Raw genomic sequence first — 16807 nt, 5'->3', positions numbered from 1 at the left:
ACCCTCAGTCTCACGATCCGCACCGGCCCTACCCCGCAATCCGCACGGTCGTGCTGGCGCCCCAGATCGCCAGGCTGAGGAAGAAGTCCAGGATGTTGATGGCGACGATGGAGGTACGCACCGCCCGGCCGACCGCGACCCCCACGCCGGCCGGTCCGCCGCTCGCGTAGTAGCCGTAGTAGCAGTGCACCAGGATGATCACGACCGCGAAGACGATCACCTTTCCGAAGGACCAGAGCACGTCGACCGGTGGCAGATACTGCTGGAAGTAGTGGTCGTACGTGCCCGCGGACTGCCCGTAGTAGCCGGTGGTGATCGTCCGGGCGGCGAAGTACGAGGACAGCAGCCCCACCACGTACAGCGGGATCACGGCGACGAAACCGGCGATCATCCGGGTGGTCACCAGGAACGGCAGCGAGGGGACACCCATCACCTCCAGCGCGTCCGTCTCCTCGCTGATCCGCATCGCGCCGAGCTGGGCGGTGAATCCCGCCCCGACCGTCGCGGACAGCGCCAGCCCGGCCACCAGCGGCGCGATCTCCCGGGTGTTGAAGTACGCGGACAGGAACGCCACGAAGTTGGAGGTGCCCAGCTGGTTGAGTGCCGCGTAGCCCTGGAGGCCGACCTCCGTACCGGTGAAGAACGACAGGAAGGCGATCACGCCCACGGTCCCGCCGACGACGGCCAGTGCGCCGCGGCCGAAGCTCACCTCGGCCAGCAGCCGAACGACCTCCTTCTTGTAGCGGCGCAGTGTGCGGCCGGTCCAGGCCAGCGAGCGCCCGTAGAAGGTCAGCTGGGCTCCCAGCTCCTCGAGAGAGCGGAGCGGGCGCCCCACGAAACGGTTCATCAGAGCCACGGGTCAGCCCCTCTGCGGAACGACTTGGAAGTACACGGCGGTCATCACGAAATTCGTCACGAACAGCAACATGAAGGTGATCACCACCGACTGGTTCACCGCGTCGCCCACGCCCTTCGGACCGCCCTCGGCGGTCAGCCCCTTGTAGGACGCGACGACGGCCGCGATGGCCCCGAACACCAGGGCCTTCAGCTCGGCCGCCCAGAGATCGGACAGCTGCGCGAGGGTGGTGAACGAGGCCAGATAGGCGCCGGGCGTGCCGTTCTGCAGGATGACGTTGAAGAAGTAGCCGCCGGCCACTCCCACGACCGACACGAGACCGTTGAGGAGCACCGCCACCACCATCGAGGCCAGGACCCGCGGGACGACCAGCCGGTGGATCGGATCGATGCCCAGCACCCGCATCGCGTCGATCTCCTCACGGATCTTGCGCGCCCCGAGGTCCGCGCAGATAGCGGTGCCACCGGCCCCGGCGATCAGCAGCGCGGTGACGATCGGCGAGGCCTCCCTCAGCACCGCGAGCACCGAGGCCGCGCCCGAGAAGGACTGCGCGCCCAGCTGCCGGGTCAGGCTGCCGATCTGGAGGGCGATGACCGCCCCGAAGGGGATGGAGACCAGAGCGGTGGGCAGGATCGTCACACTCGCGATGAACCAGGCCTGCTGGATGAACTCCCGCACCTGGAACGGGCGCCGGGGGAGCGTCCGCAGGACGTCCAAGGCCATCGCGAACAGGTTGCCCGAATGCCGCAGCGCTCCGACCGGATTGAGGCTCATGCGTCCGCCGTCCTTCCGCGGACCGCAGCCCGCACCTGGCGCAGCGACTCCCGGTCGGCGATCGTCTCCCAGCGCGGCGGCCGGTCGAGCCCCGCACTCGGCAGCAGCCGCGGAGTCAGCTCGGGCAGGCCGGGTGGCGCCGGATCCGCTCCCGCACCCAGCTGTGCCAGCTCCTGTTCGACCTGGGCGGCGTCCTTCTCCTCCGCCATGCCGATGGGCCCCTGCATACGGCCGTTCAGGAACTGCCGTACGACCGGTTCGCCGCTGGTCAGCAGCTGCTCGCGGGGGCCGAACATCACCAGCTCCCGGCGGAACAGCAGCCCGATGTTGTCCGGCACCTGCCGTGCCGACGCGATGTCATGGGTGACGATCAGGAACGTCGCGTCGATCTGAGCGTTGAGATCGACGATCAGCTGGTTCAGATAGGCCACGCGGACCGGGTCGAGCCCGGAATCCGGCTCGTCGAAGAGAATGATCTCCGGGTCGAGCACCAGGGCGCGTGCCAGCCCGGCCCGTTTGCGCATACCACCGGATATCTCGCCGGGCAGCTTCTCCTCCGCCCCGATGAGCCCGACCATGTCCATCTTCTCGAGGACGATCCGCCGGACCTCGCTCTCCGGCTTACGGGTGTGCTCGCGCAGCGGGAAGGCGATGTTGTCGTACAGGCTCATCGACCCGAACAGCGCGCCGTCCTGGAAGAGGACACCGAACAGCTTCCGGATCTCGTACAGGTCGTGCTCGCGCAGTCCGGTGACGTCCGTGTCCGCGATCCGGATGGAGCCGCTGTCCGGCTTCAGCAGCCCGACCAGGGTCTTGAGGAACACCGACTTGCCCGTGCCCGAGGGGCCGAGCATGACCGAGATCTCCCCGGCGGGCAGCGTCAGCGAAACGTCCTGCCAGATGACCTGGTGGCCGAAGGACTTGGTCAGTCCTTCCACACAGATCTCGACACCCATCCAGTTCACCCTTCAGCCGTGGAGCTCCGACATCTGCTCTACGGGGAGGGCGGGCCCGTCCGTCGCTGCGGGGAGGAAGTTTTTTTCGGTGCCCCGGAATCGGGACGCGACGAGCGCACGGCCAGGGCGTGATCCGGGTCCAGGAACCCGCCGGCGCACCGGGTCAGCGGCTGCGGAGCACCTGCGGCGGAACAGGCGCGTGCACCCCGGAGGTGCTCGGTCCGGGCACCTCCGGGGTCTCGCCCGGGTCCGGTACGCCGGGCAGGTCTGGCAGGGGCACTTCCGGCAGGGGCACCTCCGGCACCTCCGCCACCTCGGGGACGTCCGGGACGGTGGGCGCGGTCAGGGGCACCGAGGGCAGCCGAGGCAGCGGGGGTACGAGGGCACCGGCGTCTCCGGACCGGCCCGGCCGGCTGGAGGCGGCCGGCTGCCCGGCATCCCCACCCCCGGCAGGCGCGGACGTGGTGGGGCGCGCGCCGGGCATCCCCTTCGAGGACTGTGAGACCGAGGGGGAGGGGGGCCGCGAGGAGGGACCTTCCGCGTCATGGGCGTAGGGCAGGACCAGTCCTGCCACCGCCAGGGTCGCCGCCACCGAGGACACAGCCACTGCCTGCGCGTTCCCGCCCTGACGGCCCCGCCCGATCACCCACAGCGCCACGCCCAGCGTGGCAGCCAGCGAATTGCGCAGTGTCCGGCGAGCCCGCGCCAGAAGGGACTCGACCGTCCGGTAGCTCAGGCCCATCCTCAGCGCGACCTGGCTGACGTCGAGGTCCTCCGACTTCAACCACAGCGCCTCGGCCTGGCGGGCAGGCAGTTCCCCGCTCCGCACTGCCAGCCACTTCGCCTCGGCCCGGTCGCAGACCGCCTCCTCCACCGGCACCGGGACCGGCGCGAGCAGAGTGGGGCTGCTGCGCACCTCGGTCTCACGGTGCACCTGCCTGTAGCGGTCCACACACAACCGCGTTGTCACCGTGGTCAGCCAGGCGCCCAGCCGCTCGTCGTCCAGATGGGGATTCTCGGCGGCGCGGACCATCGCCTCGTGCACCGCGTCCTCGGCGTCCTCCAGGCTCATCGACCTTCGGCGCGCCACCTTCAGCAACTGCTCACGGTGGCTCCATGCGCGCTGCCACCGCTCGCGGGCCGCGTCAGTGTCCGTCGTCATGAGGGCCCCTTCGCTCTCACCAGCCGGGCAGGTGCGAGGCCCGGCACGGGGGAGATTACCTTCGGGTATCCGGGCTTGTAGAGGGGCGGAAGCGCATCGATTCCTTTCCGTTGCCCGGCCGTCCGTCGCTGGTCAGAGCCACGCACGGCAGCGGGAGCGACTCCTCGCCGCAGGCCGGACCGGGTGCGGGCGGACAAGACGCATGAATCCTCTGTATCCGTTCCTAACCGTGCAGAGGCGGCATCAAGGCGACCACCCCCGGTGCCGGCGGACCGGCCCGTCGGCACCGCAACCGCCGTGGCGCCCTGGCTGCGAAATCCGCAGGGCGACGGGTGATCCTTCCGGCGGCGCCTGCGTCGTCCTCGTCTCAGCTCAGTCGGCGAACGCACCGTGCCGCCCTGCCCCGGACGCGAAGCGCGCGGCACCGGAGAAGGTCTCGCCCGCCGACAGCGGCACCAGACCGTGCCGGAGCTCGACCGCCAGCGCCTCGGTCTCGGTCAGTCCGTGCTGCTCCTGTACGGACAGACGGTCGTGGCGCAGGCACAGCTGGGGGAACGCGGAGATCTGCCGGGCGAGTTCCTCGGCCGCTTCTCGCGCTTGCCCTGGTGGGACGAGGCGGTTGGCGAGGCCGATCGCGTACGCCTCGGCGGCCGTGACCGGCCGGCCGGTCAGGATCAGGTCCATCGCACGGCTCTCGCCGATCAGCCGCGGTAGACGGACCGTGCCGCCGTCGATCAGCGGCACACCCCACCGGCGGCAGAACACCCCGAGGACCGCGTCCTCCTCCACTACGCGCAGATCGCACCACAGAGCCAGTTCCAGCCCACCCGCCACGGCATGACCCGCCACGGCCGCGATGACCGGCTTGGTCAGCCGCAGCCGCGTCGGCCCCATCGGCCCGTCGCCATCGGGTTCCACCCGGTTCCCGCGTTCGGTGCCGACGGCTTTGAGGTCGGCACCCGCGCAGAACGTCCCGCCCTCGCCCCAGAGCACCGCGACCGCACTGTCCTCATCGGCCTCGAACGCGCGGAAGGCATCGGCCAGTTGCCGGGCCGTCGGTCCGTCCACGGCGTTCCGGGCGGCCGGACGCGACAGCACCACCGTGGTCACGGGTCCATCCCGCTCGACGCGGACGGCGGGGACGGTGTCGTGGGCTGCCGGAGTCGCTGGGGTATCCGTCATGGCGGCATTCTCACCTGCGCACGGGCCGGGTACCAGAGCGGTCCCGCGTCAGGCGACTCCGTCCGGCGCCCGCCCGAGAACCCCGGATCGCGACCGCACACGAAGCGGAAGAAGCAGAACCGGCAGGTTGGACCCGCGAGATCAGGTCCCCTCCAACGAGACACGGTCTGCTGAGTATGCGCTGCTGCGTTTCTGAGTAGGTGTACTCAAGGCGTGACGATCTACAGCGACCACAGTGGTGCGCAGACGCAGACCGATGACAGGAGAGTGACATGTCCGTATCCCGTAGCAGCATCAGCCGGCTCGCCGGTGCCTCCGGGTGTCGCAGGGGACGGATTGCTGCGGTTGCCGCATGCACGGCCATGGTGGCGGCGGTCGCGCTTCCCGGCTGCTCTATCCAGGACGACATCTGCAGCGACGACGAGTACCCGGTCATGACGGTGGGAGGCACCGGTTCCGCGTGTGTCCCGGACGATGAGCAGCCTCCGAAGGGCTATGCGCGCTACCCGCAGGGCAAGGTGCCGCAGAAGGTCGACGACGAGTGGGACGTCTACTGGCGCACGCACACGCTCGACGAGAGCGGCAAGATCATCGATGCCCCGGACGCTGGATGAGCACCGAGCCTCCCTGCTGACGCTGGAGGGCAGCGAAGGCACCGAAGCGGTGGCCCAGCGGGTGGCCGGGACCGGCCGATGCCGGCCGTCCCACTGCCGGTCAGCGCTTCTCGGGGCGTTCGCCCGCGCCGCTCTCGCAGCGCCGACTCCCGGGCCGCTTCCCACTTGGGGTGAGTTATTCGAGCAACTCGCCGCAGTGTGCACGAGACACCGCGAACAGAGCAGGATGGCTACAGGCCGCACGGGCCCAGGCTTGCGCCGCAACTGGCCTAACTCGTACGGTCGTTCTTATGTCACGGGCGAATCGCCATTAGCCCTCTTGATCGTTTTCTGGACAGCGCTTAGGCTCTCATGCCGATGGAGACGGGGAACCGGACCACGCGCGGCGGGCATGGCGCGACCGGTTTGTCAGGCATCGTGTAGCGGCAGCTCTGCTGGCCGGGGCGGCGGGGCTGATCCTCCTGGGCACGGCGTTCGTTGTACTGCCGAGTGCGGTGGTCGACCACGATCTCGCTGGGGCGAGGGTCGCCGCGCAGGATCGGCTGAAGGCGGTGAACGATGTCCGTACGACGCTTCTGCAGGTGGTCGGCGGCTTGGTCCTGCTCTTCGGCGCGTACGCCACGTGGCGGCAACTGCGGGTGAGTCAGGACGGTTTGCGCGCCACCCAGGAGGGCTACGTCACGGACCGGTTCAGCCGAGCGGTCGACCAACTCGGCAGCGACAAGCTGGATGTGCGCATCGGCGGGTTGCACGCGCTGTGGCGGATCGCGGAGCAATCCACCCGCGACCGGGAGGCCATCATCTCCATTCAGGCCGCGTACCTGCGGTCCCACCTGCCCTGGCCACCCGCCGGGCCGGAATCACCAGCGGCGGACGTGCCCATCAACGACATCGCACCTCTGGAGACTCGCGCTGCCGACGCCCAGGTGGCCCTGACCGCGCTCGGCGCGCTGTGCCAGCACCGAGAACAGTCCTGGGTCAATCTCAGCATTACCGACTTGCGCCGAGCCGACTGCGACGGGCTGTGGTTCCCCGGGGTCAACTTCGACCGCACCTGCATGGAGGCGGCGGGCCTCTACTACGCCAATCTGACCCAGGCATCCCTGGTCTCGGTCAACCTGCGTCACGCCGACCTCGCGACGGCGATTCTTCGCCGGGCTCGCTGCATTCTGGCCGACCTGCGGGGCGCGAAGCTGGTCGAAACCGACTTGCGTGAGGCCGACTTCACCGAGACCGACCTGCGCGAGGCAAACCTGCGCAAGGCCGACGCCCACGGTGCGCTCTTCCACCGTGCCGACCTCCGCATGGCCGATTTGCGCGGCACCGACTTGACCACCGCCAACCTCGTCGAAGCACGCCTGACCGGCGCCCTGGCCAGCGAGCACACCCGCTGGCCCGCCGGCTTCGACCACGCGGCCGCCGGAGTCGTCGACACCGACGATCCCGGCCCGGAGCCCTCGCCCCTGATCCAGCCGCCGGGGATGACGTGGCACGCCCCGCCACTGCGGTCCACATCGTGACCAACACGCCCAGGTCAAGATGGCGACGACCTCGATCCGCCTGACTGGCGTCGATCCTCCTCAGCTGCGTTGTAACGCGCAGGGGCCGCAGGCCGCCGTGCAGGTCCGGGAGCTGATATTGCTCCCAAGGTCGTAAGCGGGTGCCGGAGGCAGCGAAGCAGCTACTGGCGCGGTCAGGTGGAGGTCAAGACAGCCGCCGTTCACCTCAGCGTGGGGTGATTACAGGCACGGAGTTCGGTGTAGATCAGTAGGAAGTCACGTGACATGCCCACTGCGGTGCCCGGTCTCCGCCGGTTCGCCCCACGCTCTGGAGAGTGCGACTTGCGCCATTCACAACGGCGTTTCGCGGCTGTGTTGCTGGTCGGAACGCTGATACCCGGTTCGCTGCTCACCTCGCAGGCCTCGGCCACGAGCGCAAAGGCCGCGTCCCGCCGCGTCCCGCCGCGTCGCTGAAGTGCGTCATCCCGCCGCGTACGTGGACCCCTTCATCGGGACCGCACGCAACGGCACCACCTGGCCGGGCGCCACCCTGCCGTTCGGAATGATCGCCTGGAGCCCCACCAGCACCAAGGGCGATCAGACCAGTACCGGAGCCGCCAACGGATACCAGTACGACGTCACCAGGGTCCGCGGCTTCAGCCTCACCCACCTCAATGGCGCGGGCTGCAACCCCGGGGCCGCCGGGGACATCCCGATCATGCCGTACACAGGGGAGATCACCAGCTCCCCTTCAGCCGACAGCGCGGATCGGATCTACGCCAGCGACTTCTCCCACACCCAGGAAGAAGCCCGCCCAGGCCACTACAAGGTGACCCTCGCCTCCGGAGTGACCACGGACCTCGCCGTCACCCAGCGGGCCGGAGTGGGGGAGTTCACGTTCCCCGAGGGCAGCCCCGCCAAGCTGCTGTTTCGAACGTCCAACTCGCTCAACGGCAGCGAGGACGCCGACATCCGCATCGACCCCGAGCGGCGCGAGGTCACCGGGTCCGTGCTGACCGGAGCCTTCTGCGGGCGCCGTGCCAATGGCGGCGTCGACAACCGCAAGAGCTACTACCGGCTGTACTTCGTGGCCCGCTTCGACCGCGCGTTCAGCGACACCGGCACCTGGCGCGACGCCGAGGTCCGGCACGGCGCCACCGAGGCGTCGGGCGGCGAGGGATACGCGAACGGAGCAGACCGGGCGGGACGCGGCTCCGGCGGCTGGGTCGGGTTCGACACGAGCGGGAACGACGCCGCCAAGCGCACGGTGCGGATGCGTCTGGGCATCTCGTACGTCAGCGGCACGGCGGCAGCCGAGAATCTGAACGCCGAAGTCAGACACTATGACAACGTTGCCTTGGTGGCTAAACGCGGCTATCGCGCCTGGGACGATCAGCTCCGCCGTATCCGGATCAGCGGCGGCACCACGGAGCAGCGCACGGCGTTCTACACAGCCCTGTACCACGCCCTGATGCAGCCCAATGTGATGAACGACGTGAACGGCCGCTACATGGGCATGGACGGGAAGGAACACCGACTGGACAGGGGACAGCGCGCCCAGTACAGCAACTTCTCCGGCTGGGACCAGTACCGCGCCCAGATCCAGCTCCTCGCACTCCTCGAACCCCGCCTCGCGGGGGACTTCGCCCAGTCCCTGTACAACTACGCGCAGCAGAACGACGGAGTGTGGGACCGCTGGGTGCATGTCACCGGTGCCACCCATGTGATGACCGGCGACCCGTCTGCCGCGACCCTGGCGACCTTCTACGCCATGGGTGTGCGGAACTTCGACGCCGAGGGTGCGTTCGCCTCCCTCGCGCGCCAGGCGACCGTGCCCCATCCTGACGGGCTCTCCGACGCGGGCTGCCCCGGCCAGTGCGTCGGCGTCCGGCCCAATCTGGCACAGTACCTCGACTCGCACTACGCCGCTCAGGACGTCTGCCACTGCTGGGGCGGCGCGGCGGAGACGCTGGAGGCGTCCGTCGCGGACTCGGCGCTCGCGCGATGGGCGGGCCTGCTCGGCCAGCAGGAGCTCCACGAGGGTTTCTCCGAGCGCGGGACCTACTGGAAGAACGTGTTCAACCCCTTGGCTACGCCCGGTGAGGGATATATCCAGGCACGCAACCTCGACGGCGGCTGGGTGCCCGGCTTCACCCCGGCCACCGGCACCGGCTTCGCACAAGGCAGCAGTGCCACCTACACATGGATGGTGCCCCAGGACGTGTCGGGGCTGGCCTCGGCGATGGGCGGACGCCAGACCGCGGCGGCGCGCCTCGACGGCTTCTTCCACAAGCCGGACGGCAGCTGGTCGCTCGCCGGCGGGGACCCGCTGAGGTACGACCCGACCAACGAGCCGGGAATCCACGCTCCCTGGCTGTACAACGCGTTCGGCCAGCCGTGGAAGACGCAGGAGACCGTGAGGGAGATCGTGAACACGGTGTACGGGACGGGCCCGAGCGGTCTGCCCGGCAACGATGACCTGGGCACGCTGTCCGCCTGGTACGTCTTCGCCGCCCTCGGCATGTACCCACAGACACCGGGCCGCGCCGAATTGCTGCTGTCCGCGCCACTGTTCCCCCGCGCCGTGCTGCACCGCGACGGCCGCCTGCCGATCCACGTGACCGCCCCCGAAGCCAGCAGCGAACCGATACGTCAACAGCGTCACCATCGACGGCCGGGACCACGACAAGGCCTGGGTGAGCGGCTCGCTGGTCGCTCACGGCGGGCGCGTCGACTTCCGTCTCGGTGCGAGCCCGAACACCCGGTGGGGGACCGAGGAGAAGGGCCTGCCGGAGGACTTCCGCTAGGCGTGTTCGTAAAGTCGCTTTCTGCTTGGTTGGCCGTCCGGGGCAGTCCGGGCGGCCGTCCAGCGGATGCGGTCACTGGCGATGTGACTGATGCGGGATTGAGTGGTGACCTCGCGCTCGCGGCGGGGGGCGTCGCGGAGGGCTGCCTCGTAGCCGCCTTCGAGACGCACGCCTATGTGCTGCTCATCAGCCTCAGGCTGCTTGCCGTTCCGTCCGAGGAGAACCCTTCGTCAGCTGAGTGAACAGTGTCCTACTCAACACGGTGCGGTCGGCGGTGGGCGACCCGCAGACGAGTCTGGGTGGAGAGGTGTTCCCAGCCGGTGGATCGGCGGACTCGTTCCACGGGGCCGTTGTACAGCTTCTCCACCACCTGGCCGGGGGCGCTGCTGGGAGTGAGGGTGAGGGTGATGCGTGCCTCCGGGTGAGCGGTACTGCCTGCCATCCGCGCCTTGGCTTTGTGGACGCCGGGCAGGTGGCCGGCCTCGGTGGCGAGTGCGTCGCTGAGCGCCCGGTCGCGCAGCTCGACGCCGTCGGCGGGGGGCCTTCCGCCGACCGCCATGTGGCGGGGGCGGTGTCGGCGCAGCTGTGCCAGCAGCCACCAGAGGGCGAGCAGTGAGAGCAGGGCCAGGGCGGCGATGATGGCGGCCCACCACCATCCCCGGCCTGACCACGCGATGCGATCGGTGGGGATGATGAGGACCTCGTGCGGGGTGGTCAGTGGCCAGTCGTCGGGTGGGGCGAGGTTCCAACTGCGGTAGATGTCCAGGCCGGCGGCGAGTACGAGGAGGCCTCCCCCCAGCAGCACCACTCCGGCCGCTGCCAGCAGAATCCGGTTGACCTTCGCTTGTGTCTCCATAACCGGGCTCCGTCCGTGTCACGTTCCGTAGGGGGCTGCGCGGCGAATCAGGCTGGGCGCCGTGTGCGGACGGCCAGTTTCGGGAGGTGGGCCAAGGCGAGCTTGTCGCGTTGTTCGTCCCTGATGGCGGTGAGGAGCTCGTCCTTGACCTCGCGTGGGTCACGGAAGCGCACGTCCGCCCGAACCTTGACACGATGCCGGTGCACCCGGACCTTCGCCTGACTCACTCCGGGGACCCGCATGGCGGAGTCGCGCAGCAACTGAGCCGCTCCGTCGCGGTCCAGCACGACACGCGTACGTTCGCCGTCGGCAGCAACCTGCATTGGCAGCCGGCGCCGCATGCCGGGGGTGAGAGCCAGCACGATCAGCCAGAGGCCGAGCGTCGCGGCGACCACTGCGCCGACGAGCATCCATATATCGTCCAGCGGACGGGTCGCCAGTTCGTCGAAGAGGTGCTCGCGCCACGCGGCCGCCGCGTCTCCGCCCTGTACCCGCGAGATGCTGAACAGTGACATCCCGGTGCAGAACAGCACCACCATCGCGACGAGCGCAGCAGGAATACGGCGTGCCGACCACAGTCGTCGCGAGGGTTTCCGGCCGCGAGCGTTCCACTCGAGGCTGTTCGAACGGGGCTCAGGGCGTATGCCGTGCTCTGGTGGCGGGGGACCGGGAACCGCGGTGCCGGGATCCTGTTGGCGGCTCACGGCGCTCCTCGCGTGCGTCGTCCGGGCGCTTCGCCTGGTCATCGGACTCTCCTGCGGCCCGAGCCGTCAGCGGGGACAAGTCGCCGCACGGTCAGCGTGACTTCGCTGACTTTCATGCCGGTCAAGTGTGCAACGCGGGCGGAGATGTCCCGCCGTATCCGGCCTGCGGCGCCTGCGATATCAAGAGGGTAAGGCAGGTCCAGGGACAGGCTCAGCCGTGCCGATCCCTCATGGACCGTGGCCGAGGCGCTCGGGAAAGTCAGCGGCGGCCCCACGTGCCGGGTCAAGGCTTCGCGGGCGGCTCTGGCTGCGATGCGGGCCACGACCTTGTCGGGAATCTCCGTGGCGCCGCGCTCGGCTGGCGGTGGCAGCCGTTGGGCTTCCGTCCCCGTCTGCTGGAAGGTGCCGGCCTCGGCAGCAGGCGTTGGCTGGGCGGTCATAGCACCCGGCTCCGGGGTGGCTCTGACGGCCCGCTTGGGCGCCGGACGTGCTGGCGACTGGCGTCACTCTGGGGATGCAGGCTCTCAGTCCGGGGACTCTGGCCGTCTTCTCGGCGGCGCACGAAGTCGCCGACGACGAGGTCGCCCTGTACGAAGCAGCCGACGACCAGCCCCAGGGCTCCCAGGCCGGCTACGACGAGGAACGCCCCGAATCCGCCGAAGTAGCCGGCGAAGCCCAGGGTCATGCCTGTCACCAGTCCCAGTGTTGCTGCTCTCATCTTTCACTCACCCAGTTCCTGACGCTTGATTCCTCGCACGGCACGAGCGCTTTGTGCCGGGGACGCGGGATCGTTCATGTCACGCGGCCTTCGCTCTCCTGCTCCTCGTCCTGTTCGTCGGGGAGGTGAACGTCGTCGACGGCAATGTTCACCTCGACGACTTCCAGGCCGGTCATGCGCTCCACTGCGGTGATCACGTCGGTACGGACCTCGGCGGCCACATCCGCAATGGAGACGCCGTACTCCACGACGACGTCAAGGTCGACGGCAGCCTGGCGTTCGCCGACCTCGACGCTCACCCCGCGGCTGACCTCGGGGCGTCCGGTCGGGACCCGATCGCGGACAGCTCCCAGGGCTCGGGCCATTCCGGTACCGAGACTGTGAATGCCCGGCACTTCCCGGGCGGCCATTCCCGCGATCTTCTCCACCACGCTGTCGGCGATGGTGGTCCGCCCGCGGCTGCCGGCCGGGACATCGGAGCCTCTGCCGCGCTGCAGCGCCTGTCCGTCCTCGCCCTGCTGATCATCGGGGGCTGCGGGGCGGCTGGTCATGTCCGTCATGGGGATCTCCTCGGTTCCGTGTGGACACTCACGCAATGCCCGTCAACGGATTGGACCCATCTCGGTAAGAATCGTCATGAATAGTGCAAATATACTCCGTTAAAATGAAGCTGCGGCGTTTCCGGGAATCGAAAGCTCACGTTCTCTGCGCTGACCCGTCTGCACTCCGGAGGCCGCAGACGACCAAGGAACAGAGAAGCGGCCGATGCACGAACAGGACGGCTCCTCGTCAGCCCTGCGGGCACCCAACCGTCAGTCGGCTGGACCGGACTGGCTGCTGGCCGTACGAGCGGGTGAAGGCGACGACGAGGCCTTCGCCGTCCTGGTGCGCCGACACAGCCCCCCACTGCTCGCGCTGGCCCATCACCTCCTGGGCAACCCCGCGGACGCCGAGGACGCCGTACAGGAAGCCTTTCTCAGCGCATGGCGCCGACTGCCGGAGTTCCGCGGTGACGCTGCGTTCCGAACCTGGATGTACCGCATCGTCACCAACCGCTGCCTGAAGATCATGCGTCGTCGCATCGTGGCAGTGTCCCTGGACACCGTCCCAGAGCCCGCCAACGGCAATGTGGCGTCCGGACCCGAACGGGCCGCCGAGAGTGGAGCCGCCACCGCAGCCCTGGCCCGTGCGCTGAACAACCTGAGCCCGGACCAGCACGCCTGCTGGGTACTGCGGGAACTGCACGGGCTGCACTACGACGAGATCGCACACATCGTGGGCGCCAGTGAACAGACCGTACGCGGCAGGCTCTTTCGGGCCCGGCGCACTCTGACGAAGGAGATGGCCCCGTGGCGCTAGACGACCAGCACGCGCAATCCCCCGGGCACCAGCAGCCAGAACGCGCAGCCGGCGGCGCCGACCAGAGCTCCTTCGCCGGTGCCGCGCTGCTCACCGGCGATCAGCTGCTGCCCTGCGGGCGTCCCCTCAGCCACGTCTGGGAACGGGCAAGAGACGCCGCCCCCGCCGCAGACCCGCACACGGCCGGCTGTCTGCACTGCCGACAGGCCATCGAGGGCCTCGCTGCACTGGACGTGGCCATCGGTGCCCTTCGCGCCCAGGAACGGCCCGACCCCCAGACCCTTGCGGACAGGGTGATGCGCGTGGTCCGCGCCGAGGTCCGGCTCGGCCGGATGCTTCCCCTGGACGACCCCGCGCGAGACCTGCAGATAGCAGAGACCGCGGCCGCGAAGGTCCTGCGCCGGGCCGCCGATACGGACGCCGGCGCGAGAGTCGCCAGCCTGCGCATGACACCCACCGCGGACGGCCAGGCCGTACACATCGCCCTCACCCTGGCCGCTGCCCCGGACCGCCCACTTCCCGACCGCGCTGAGCAAGTGCGCCGGGCCGTCCTTCGCGCCGCGCACCAAGCGCTCGGAATGGTCATCAGCAGTATCGACGTCAGGATCGTTGATGTCCTGGACCCGACCCGGCCCGCAGCCTTCGACGAGGCCGATTCCCGGGAAGGCAAGCTCTCATGACCCTCTTCGCGGCGGGGGACCTCCACCGAACAGCCGCTCGCGCGGCCCTGGCGGTACGTGGCGTGGCAGGACTCGCGCCCGGCTTCAGCCACCGGCTGGCCCATGCCGCCGCCCGCGCCCAACAGTGCATGGGGATCGCGGTCTGGCCCCCCGAGGCCGGCATCCGAGCCGAACACGCACCTCATGCGGGTGGCTGGCACCTGGAAGTGCGCTGCATCCTCGACGAAGACCGTCGCGCACTGGACACCGCCCGGGACGTACGCCGACAGGTACGCTCCGCAGTCACCGCCCACCTGGTCCGCAGCGGCTCGCCGGAAGCCGTCACCGTTCTGGTGACCATCACCCACACCACCAATCCCGCCCCGTCGCGCAGTGAGCCGTGACCACCGCCTCCCAGGTCCAGTGCCTCGAGGCGGTAACGCCGCCGCCGTGCGTCCACGGGACGCGGGTTCGTGCCGGGAGAACGGCCTCCGCGGACGTCTGCGGCCTCGCGCACCAGCTGCTGACCCGGGGCGCCGGGAACCGAGTGTGCGGGTCTCGCCCAGAGCCGTGACCGGGTCGGGCCTCCGGCTGGAGTGCGCCCCGGGGGCCGAAGGGCGGGCCGGGTATGGAGTAGCCGCCGAGCATGTCGGTGGCCGCGCCAAGGGCCGGCGTCACGAGCGTTCGTTGCTCACGTCACCGGCGTCTCACAGCTGCATTTCCTCAAGGTAGGTGGGTTCGTCCGGCCGCGCCGTTATCACTCGGGAGTAGCGGCCTGAGTTGCGGCACCAGTCGTGGCAGGCTTTCATCTGCGACTGGAGATCATCCACGAACACATAGGCCGTTTCCCGGTCCGAGGATGGGAGGGCGGCAGTATCGAAAAGTGCCGGTAACTGTGATTTTAGGCGCAGGAATTCGTCGGTATGGTCGCGAACTATCGACTTGCTTTTCTCGATGGCTTCCTCTCGGGAGTAGTTCCGGTGATGCTGGAGCACGAGAATCAGGTTGTGACAGTCTCCTCTTGCTTCTTCCTTGGCGACCGAGAAAGCGTCCTGGACAACGTTGACGACCTGGACTGTTGCATTGTGCATCTTCTTGATTGCAGGTAAGGCGAGAACGGCTGCGGATAACTCGTAGCGGCCAATACGTTCTGCGTAGTCGATCAACACATTCTCCAGCCCAGCCTTATGGCGCAGGCTGAGGTATGCGTCGATATCGGGGACGATTCCGTCATGCCGGTAGACGGACTCGCTGGTGTAAGCGTTGAGGAAGTCCTCCCAGTTCCGGGCCGACCGGTGCTGCCACACCGCAGACATCCCGCGAATCTGACGAGACCACAGTGAGGCCAATCCGCTTGCCGCGGAGGTGAGGCTCTCTTTGGCCGTCACCGCGGGAGGTGAGTACACGACGTCGATGAGCTCTTGAATAATTCGTGCGACTCTGTGTGGTTGCACGCCGAGCGGCCCATCGAACTGGTCATCCACCAGTAGGAACCAGCCTGCTATGTCCATGCCCAACTCCAGGTCTGCTCCGCTCGCATGTGGCCAGAAGCGGGCAGCGACTTCCGGTACGTCCCACCTGCTGTATTCCCGGAGGCCTCTTCTGCTGAGAAGTGCATGTTCTTGGACCCACTCGTAGTGATGAGCGGTTGCCGACTTTGCGGCTTGGCTGATCCGGGAGGGAAAGGGAAGGTCGAAAAACAATTGTTGCACGTGTTTCTCCTCGCTGAATTCGAGGCAGCTCAAGGCGGCGTTCGAGCGTGGTATCGGTTTGGGTGGCGGTCCGGCCGTGTCTGATTATCAGAGGAACGTGGTCGACGGGTCCAGGGCGAAGCACGCGCCTCCGAAGCGAGGCAGGCGCCTGAACAACCCTGCCCGCGCCATTGCACCCCGGTCCCGTTCGTCACTCAGGAGCGCAGCAGCCTCCTCGCTCGGCTCAAGGACGGTTCGCTCACGTTGGAAGAGGTGATCGAGCGTGAGGACCCGGTGGTTGTCCGGACCCCGGTACGCAGCCTGCTGCAGGCACTGCCGGGTATAGGCAGGGTGCGAGCTGGAAGGCTCTTGACGGACCTGGGTATCTCGGAGCGCCGCCGTATCGGTGGTCTGGGCAGTCGGCAGAAGGCGCGTCTACTCGAAATCGGTCACGCCTGAAGGCGGGCCCGGTGACGCCGTGGTCCTTGGCAGGACCGATGGGACGTGATGGCGCAGACCAGGGCAACTCCCAGGCTGCCGTGGGTGCGGATCCGGGTCGACAGCTGACCGGACGAAGAGCCTCGTATGCCGAAGTCTCAATCGAGCTGGCCTTCCGAGCACAGGTGGGTAGAAACCGATCAGGGCGGCGTCTCAAAGACCGTGTCGTCCTGGCGGGTACGTTTGACGGCGGTTCAGACGGCCGGCATGGTCTCGACGGCTGGTGCTTCTGTCGATTGCCGTGATGTCGAGGGCCGGTATCGCTGGTCGGGGATCAGTTTGATCTCCTTCACCCCTGCCTGATCCCAAGCTGCCCCGGCTCACCCCTGTTTGCGCCCCGTAGCCGAGGGGGTGTCACCGCAAGCCGGTCGTTCTGAGGCTGGCGCCCGCCCGGCTGGGCCGGTCGGGCGGCAGCCGGCCCGCCGCGGCCGAAGGGGCTTGCCGAGACCGTCGCGCTCATGGAGTGTCGCCA

Annotated in this window: 17 protein-coding genes and 2 pseudogenes; 8 read left to right on the top strand and 11 right to left on the bottom strand. The window is 68.6% G+C overall.

The features are described from left to right. Positions 1-28: 28 nt before the first annotated feature. The 5 genes from ABZ532_RS22025 to ABZ532_RS22005 form a co-directional block, all read right to left on the bottom strand. Entirely contained in the window at positions 29-847 is an 819-nt protein-coding gene (locus tag ABZ532_RS22025; protein ID WP_361286365.1) for an ABC transporter permease, read from the bottom strand. 12 nt (positions 848-859) lie between these two features. After that, positions 860-1630 (bottom strand): ABC transporter permease, encoded by a 771-nt coding sequence (locus ABZ532_RS22020; RefSeq protein ID WP_361286159.1) that lies wholly within the window; start codon positions 1628-1630, stop codon positions 860-862. Next, positions 1627-2586: an ABC transporter ATP-binding protein gene (locus tag ABZ532_RS22015; protein ID WP_361286156.1), complete on the bottom strand. Its 960-nt coding sequence runs from the start codon at positions 2584-2586 to the stop codon at positions 1627-1629. Before ABZ532_RS22015 ends, ABZ532_RS22020 begins: the two co-directional genes overlap by 4 nt. Before the next feature lie 163 nt (positions 2587-2749). Next, positions 2750-3748, bottom strand: a complete 999-nt coding sequence (locus ABZ532_RS22010) for a sigma-70 family RNA polymerase sigma factor (RefSeq protein WP_361286153.1) — start codon at positions 3746-3748, stop codon at positions 2750-2752. Between the two features lie 372 nt (positions 3749-4120). Then, positions 4121-4930, bottom strand: coding sequence for a crotonase/enoyl-CoA hydratase family protein (locus ABZ532_RS22005; RefSeq protein ID WP_361286150.1), 810 nt, complete (start codon positions 4928-4930; stop codon positions 4121-4123). A gap of 272 nt (positions 4931-5202) precedes the next feature. Here ABZ532_RS22005 and ABZ532_RS22000 point away from each other — a divergent pair, with 272 nt between their 5' ends. From ABZ532_RS22000 to ABZ532_RS21985, 4 genes and pseudogenes are all read left to right on the top strand, one after another. Continuing rightward, positions 5203-5544, top strand: coding sequence for a hypothetical protein (locus tag ABZ532_RS22000; protein ID WP_361286148.1), 342 nt, complete (start codon positions 5203-5205; stop codon positions 5542-5544). Between the two features lie 452 nt (positions 5545-5996). Further along, positions 5997-7064: a pentapeptide repeat-containing protein gene (locus ABZ532_RS21995; protein ID WP_361286361.1), complete on the top strand. Its 1068-nt coding sequence runs from the start codon at positions 5997-5999 to the stop codon at positions 7062-7064. A 264-nt stretch (positions 7065-7328) separates the two neighbouring features. Next, positions 7329-9850: pseudogene (locus ABZ532_RS21990) on the top strand (GH92 family glycosyl hydrolase). Positions 9851-9933: 83 nt separating this feature from the next. Beyond that, positions 9934-10092: a hypothetical protein gene (locus ABZ532_RS21985; RefSeq protein WP_361286145.1), complete on the top strand. Its 159-nt coding sequence runs from the start codon at positions 9934-9936 to the stop codon at positions 10090-10092. An 8-nt stretch (positions 10093-10100) separates the two neighbouring features. Here ABZ532_RS21985 and ABZ532_RS21980 read toward each other — a convergent pair whose 3' ends face one another. From ABZ532_RS21980 to ABZ532_RS21960, 5 genes are all read right to left on the bottom strand, one after another. Continuing rightward, complete coding sequence (locus tag ABZ532_RS21980) at positions 10101-10706, bottom strand: alkaline shock response membrane anchor protein AmaP (RefSeq protein ID WP_361286142.1); 606 nt, start codon at positions 10704-10706, stop codon at positions 10101-10103. A gap of 47 nt (positions 10707-10753) precedes the next feature. Further along, a complete protein-coding gene (locus tag ABZ532_RS21975) occupies positions 10754-11245 on the bottom strand; it encodes a DUF6286 domain-containing protein (RefSeq protein WP_361286139.1) in 492 nt (163 codons plus the stop codon). A 203-nt stretch (positions 11246-11448) separates the two neighbouring features. Beyond that, positions 11449-11850, bottom strand: coding sequence for an Asp23/Gls24 family envelope stress response protein (locus ABZ532_RS21970; protein ID WP_361286136.1), 402 nt, complete (start codon positions 11848-11850; stop codon positions 11449-11451). Next, positions 11847-12128 carry a hypothetical protein gene (locus ABZ532_RS21965; protein WP_361286133.1) on the bottom strand — a complete coding sequence of 94 codons (282 nt, stop codon included), beginning with the start codon at positions 12126-12128 and terminating at the stop codon, positions 11847-11849. Before ABZ532_RS21965 ends, ABZ532_RS21970 begins: the two co-directional genes overlap by 4 nt. 74 nt (positions 12129-12202) lie before the next feature. After that, a complete protein-coding gene (locus tag ABZ532_RS21960; protein ID WP_361286358.1) occupies positions 12203-12679 on the bottom strand; it encodes an Asp23/Gls24 family envelope stress response protein in 477 nt (158 codons plus the stop codon). A gap of 214 nt (positions 12680-12893) precedes the next feature. On the opposite strand from ABZ532_RS21960, the gene ABZ532_RS21955 reads away from it, so the two are divergent. Genes ABZ532_RS21955 through ABZ532_RS21945 form a run of 3 tightly spaced genes read left to right on the top strand, consistent with a single transcriptional unit; the run spans position 12894 to position 14550 of the window. Then, a complete protein-coding gene (locus ABZ532_RS21955) occupies positions 12894-13487 on the top strand; it encodes a sigma-70 family RNA polymerase sigma factor (RefSeq protein ID WP_361286130.1) in 594 nt (197 codons plus the stop codon). Then, on the top strand, positions 13478-14167 hold the full coding sequence (locus ABZ532_RS21950; RefSeq protein ID WP_361286127.1) for a hypothetical protein: 690 nt from the start codon (positions 13478-13480) through the stop codon (positions 14165-14167). Before ABZ532_RS21955 ends, ABZ532_RS21950 begins: the two co-directional genes overlap by 10 nt. Continuing rightward, on the top strand, positions 14164-14550 hold the full coding sequence (locus tag ABZ532_RS21945; RefSeq protein WP_361286124.1) for a hypothetical protein: 387 nt from the start codon (positions 14164-14166) through the stop codon (positions 14548-14550). Before ABZ532_RS21950 ends, ABZ532_RS21945 begins: the two co-directional genes overlap by 4 nt. A gap of 303 nt (positions 14551-14853) precedes the next feature. Here the strand turns inward: ABZ532_RS21945 and ABZ532_RS21940 are convergent, their stop codons facing one another. After that, complete coding sequence (locus tag ABZ532_RS21940) at positions 14854-15858, bottom strand: hypothetical protein (protein ID WP_361286121.1); 1005 nt, start codon at positions 15856-15858, stop codon at positions 14854-14856. A 207-nt stretch (positions 15859-16065) separates the two neighbouring features. Here ABZ532_RS21940 and mihF point away from each other — a divergent pair. Then, positions 16066-16296 (top strand): annotated as a pseudogene (gene mihF / locus ABZ532_RS21935) (integration host factor, actinobacterial type); the annotation flags it as partial. Between the last annotated feature and the right edge of the window lie 511 nt (positions 16297-16807).

It is taken from the genome of Streptomyces sp. NPDC019396 (assembly GCF_040632375.1).
Classification (GTDB): domain Bacteria; phylum Actinomycetota; class Actinomycetes; order Streptomycetales; family Streptomycetaceae; genus Streptomyces.
Note: the sequence above shows the minus strand (reverse complement) of the source record. Positions and strands in the feature narration are given on the sequence as shown.

What these genes read in the sequence shown, in the direction of transcription:
- ABZ532_RS21970 (WP_361286136.1), bottom strand. Translation starts at nt 11,850, where the DNA reads ATGACCGCCCAGCCAACGCCTGCTGCCGAGGCCGGCACCTTCCAGCAG.
- ABZ532_RS22010 (WP_361286153.1), bottom strand. Translation starts at nt 3,748, where the DNA reads ATGACGACGGACACTGACGCGGCCCGCGAGCGGTGGCAGCGCGCATGG.
- ABZ532_RS22005 (WP_361286150.1), bottom strand. Translation starts at nt 4,930, where the DNA reads ATGACGGATACCCCAGCGACTCCGGCAGCCCACGACACCGTCCCCGCC.
- ABZ532_RS21980 (WP_361286142.1), bottom strand. Translation starts at nt 10,706, where the DNA reads ATGGAGACACAAGCGAAGGTCAACCGGATTCTGCTGGCAGCGGCCGGA.
- ABZ532_RS21975 (WP_361286139.1), bottom strand. Translation starts at nt 11,245, where the DNA reads ATGGTGGTGCTGTTCTGCACCGGGATGTCACTGTTCAGCATCTCGCGG.
- ABZ532_RS21965 (WP_361286133.1), bottom strand. Translation starts at nt 12,128, where the DNA reads ATGAGAGCAGCAACACTGGGACTGGTGACAGGCATGACCCTGGGCTTC.
- ABZ532_RS21945 (WP_361286124.1), top strand. Translation starts at nt 14,164, where the DNA reads ATGACCCTCTTCGCGGCGGGGGACCTCCACCGAACAGCCGCTCGCGCG.
- ABZ532_RS22025 (WP_361286365.1), bottom strand. Translation starts at nt 847, where the DNA reads ATGAACCGTTTCGTGGGGCGCCCGCTCCGCTCTCTCGAGGAGCTGGGA.
- ABZ532_RS22015 (WP_361286156.1), bottom strand. Translation starts at nt 2,586, where the DNA reads ATGGGTGTCGAGATCTGTGTGGAAGGACTGACCAAGTCCTTCGGCCAC.
- ABZ532_RS21960 (WP_361286358.1), bottom strand. Translation starts at nt 12,679, where the DNA reads ATGACCAGCCGCCCCGCAGCCCCCGATGATCAGCAGGGCGAGGACGGA.
- ABZ532_RS22020 (WP_361286159.1), bottom strand. Translation starts at nt 1,630, where the DNA reads ATGAGCCTCAATCCGGTCGGAGCGCTGCGGCATTCGGGCAACCTGTTC.
- ABZ532_RS21955 (WP_361286130.1), top strand. Translation starts at nt 12,894, where the DNA reads ATGCACGAACAGGACGGCTCCTCGTCAGCCCTGCGGGCACCCAACCGT.
- ABZ532_RS22000 (WP_361286148.1), top strand. Translation starts at nt 5,203, where the DNA reads ATGTCCGTATCCCGTAGCAGCATCAGCCGGCTCGCCGGTGCCTCCGGG.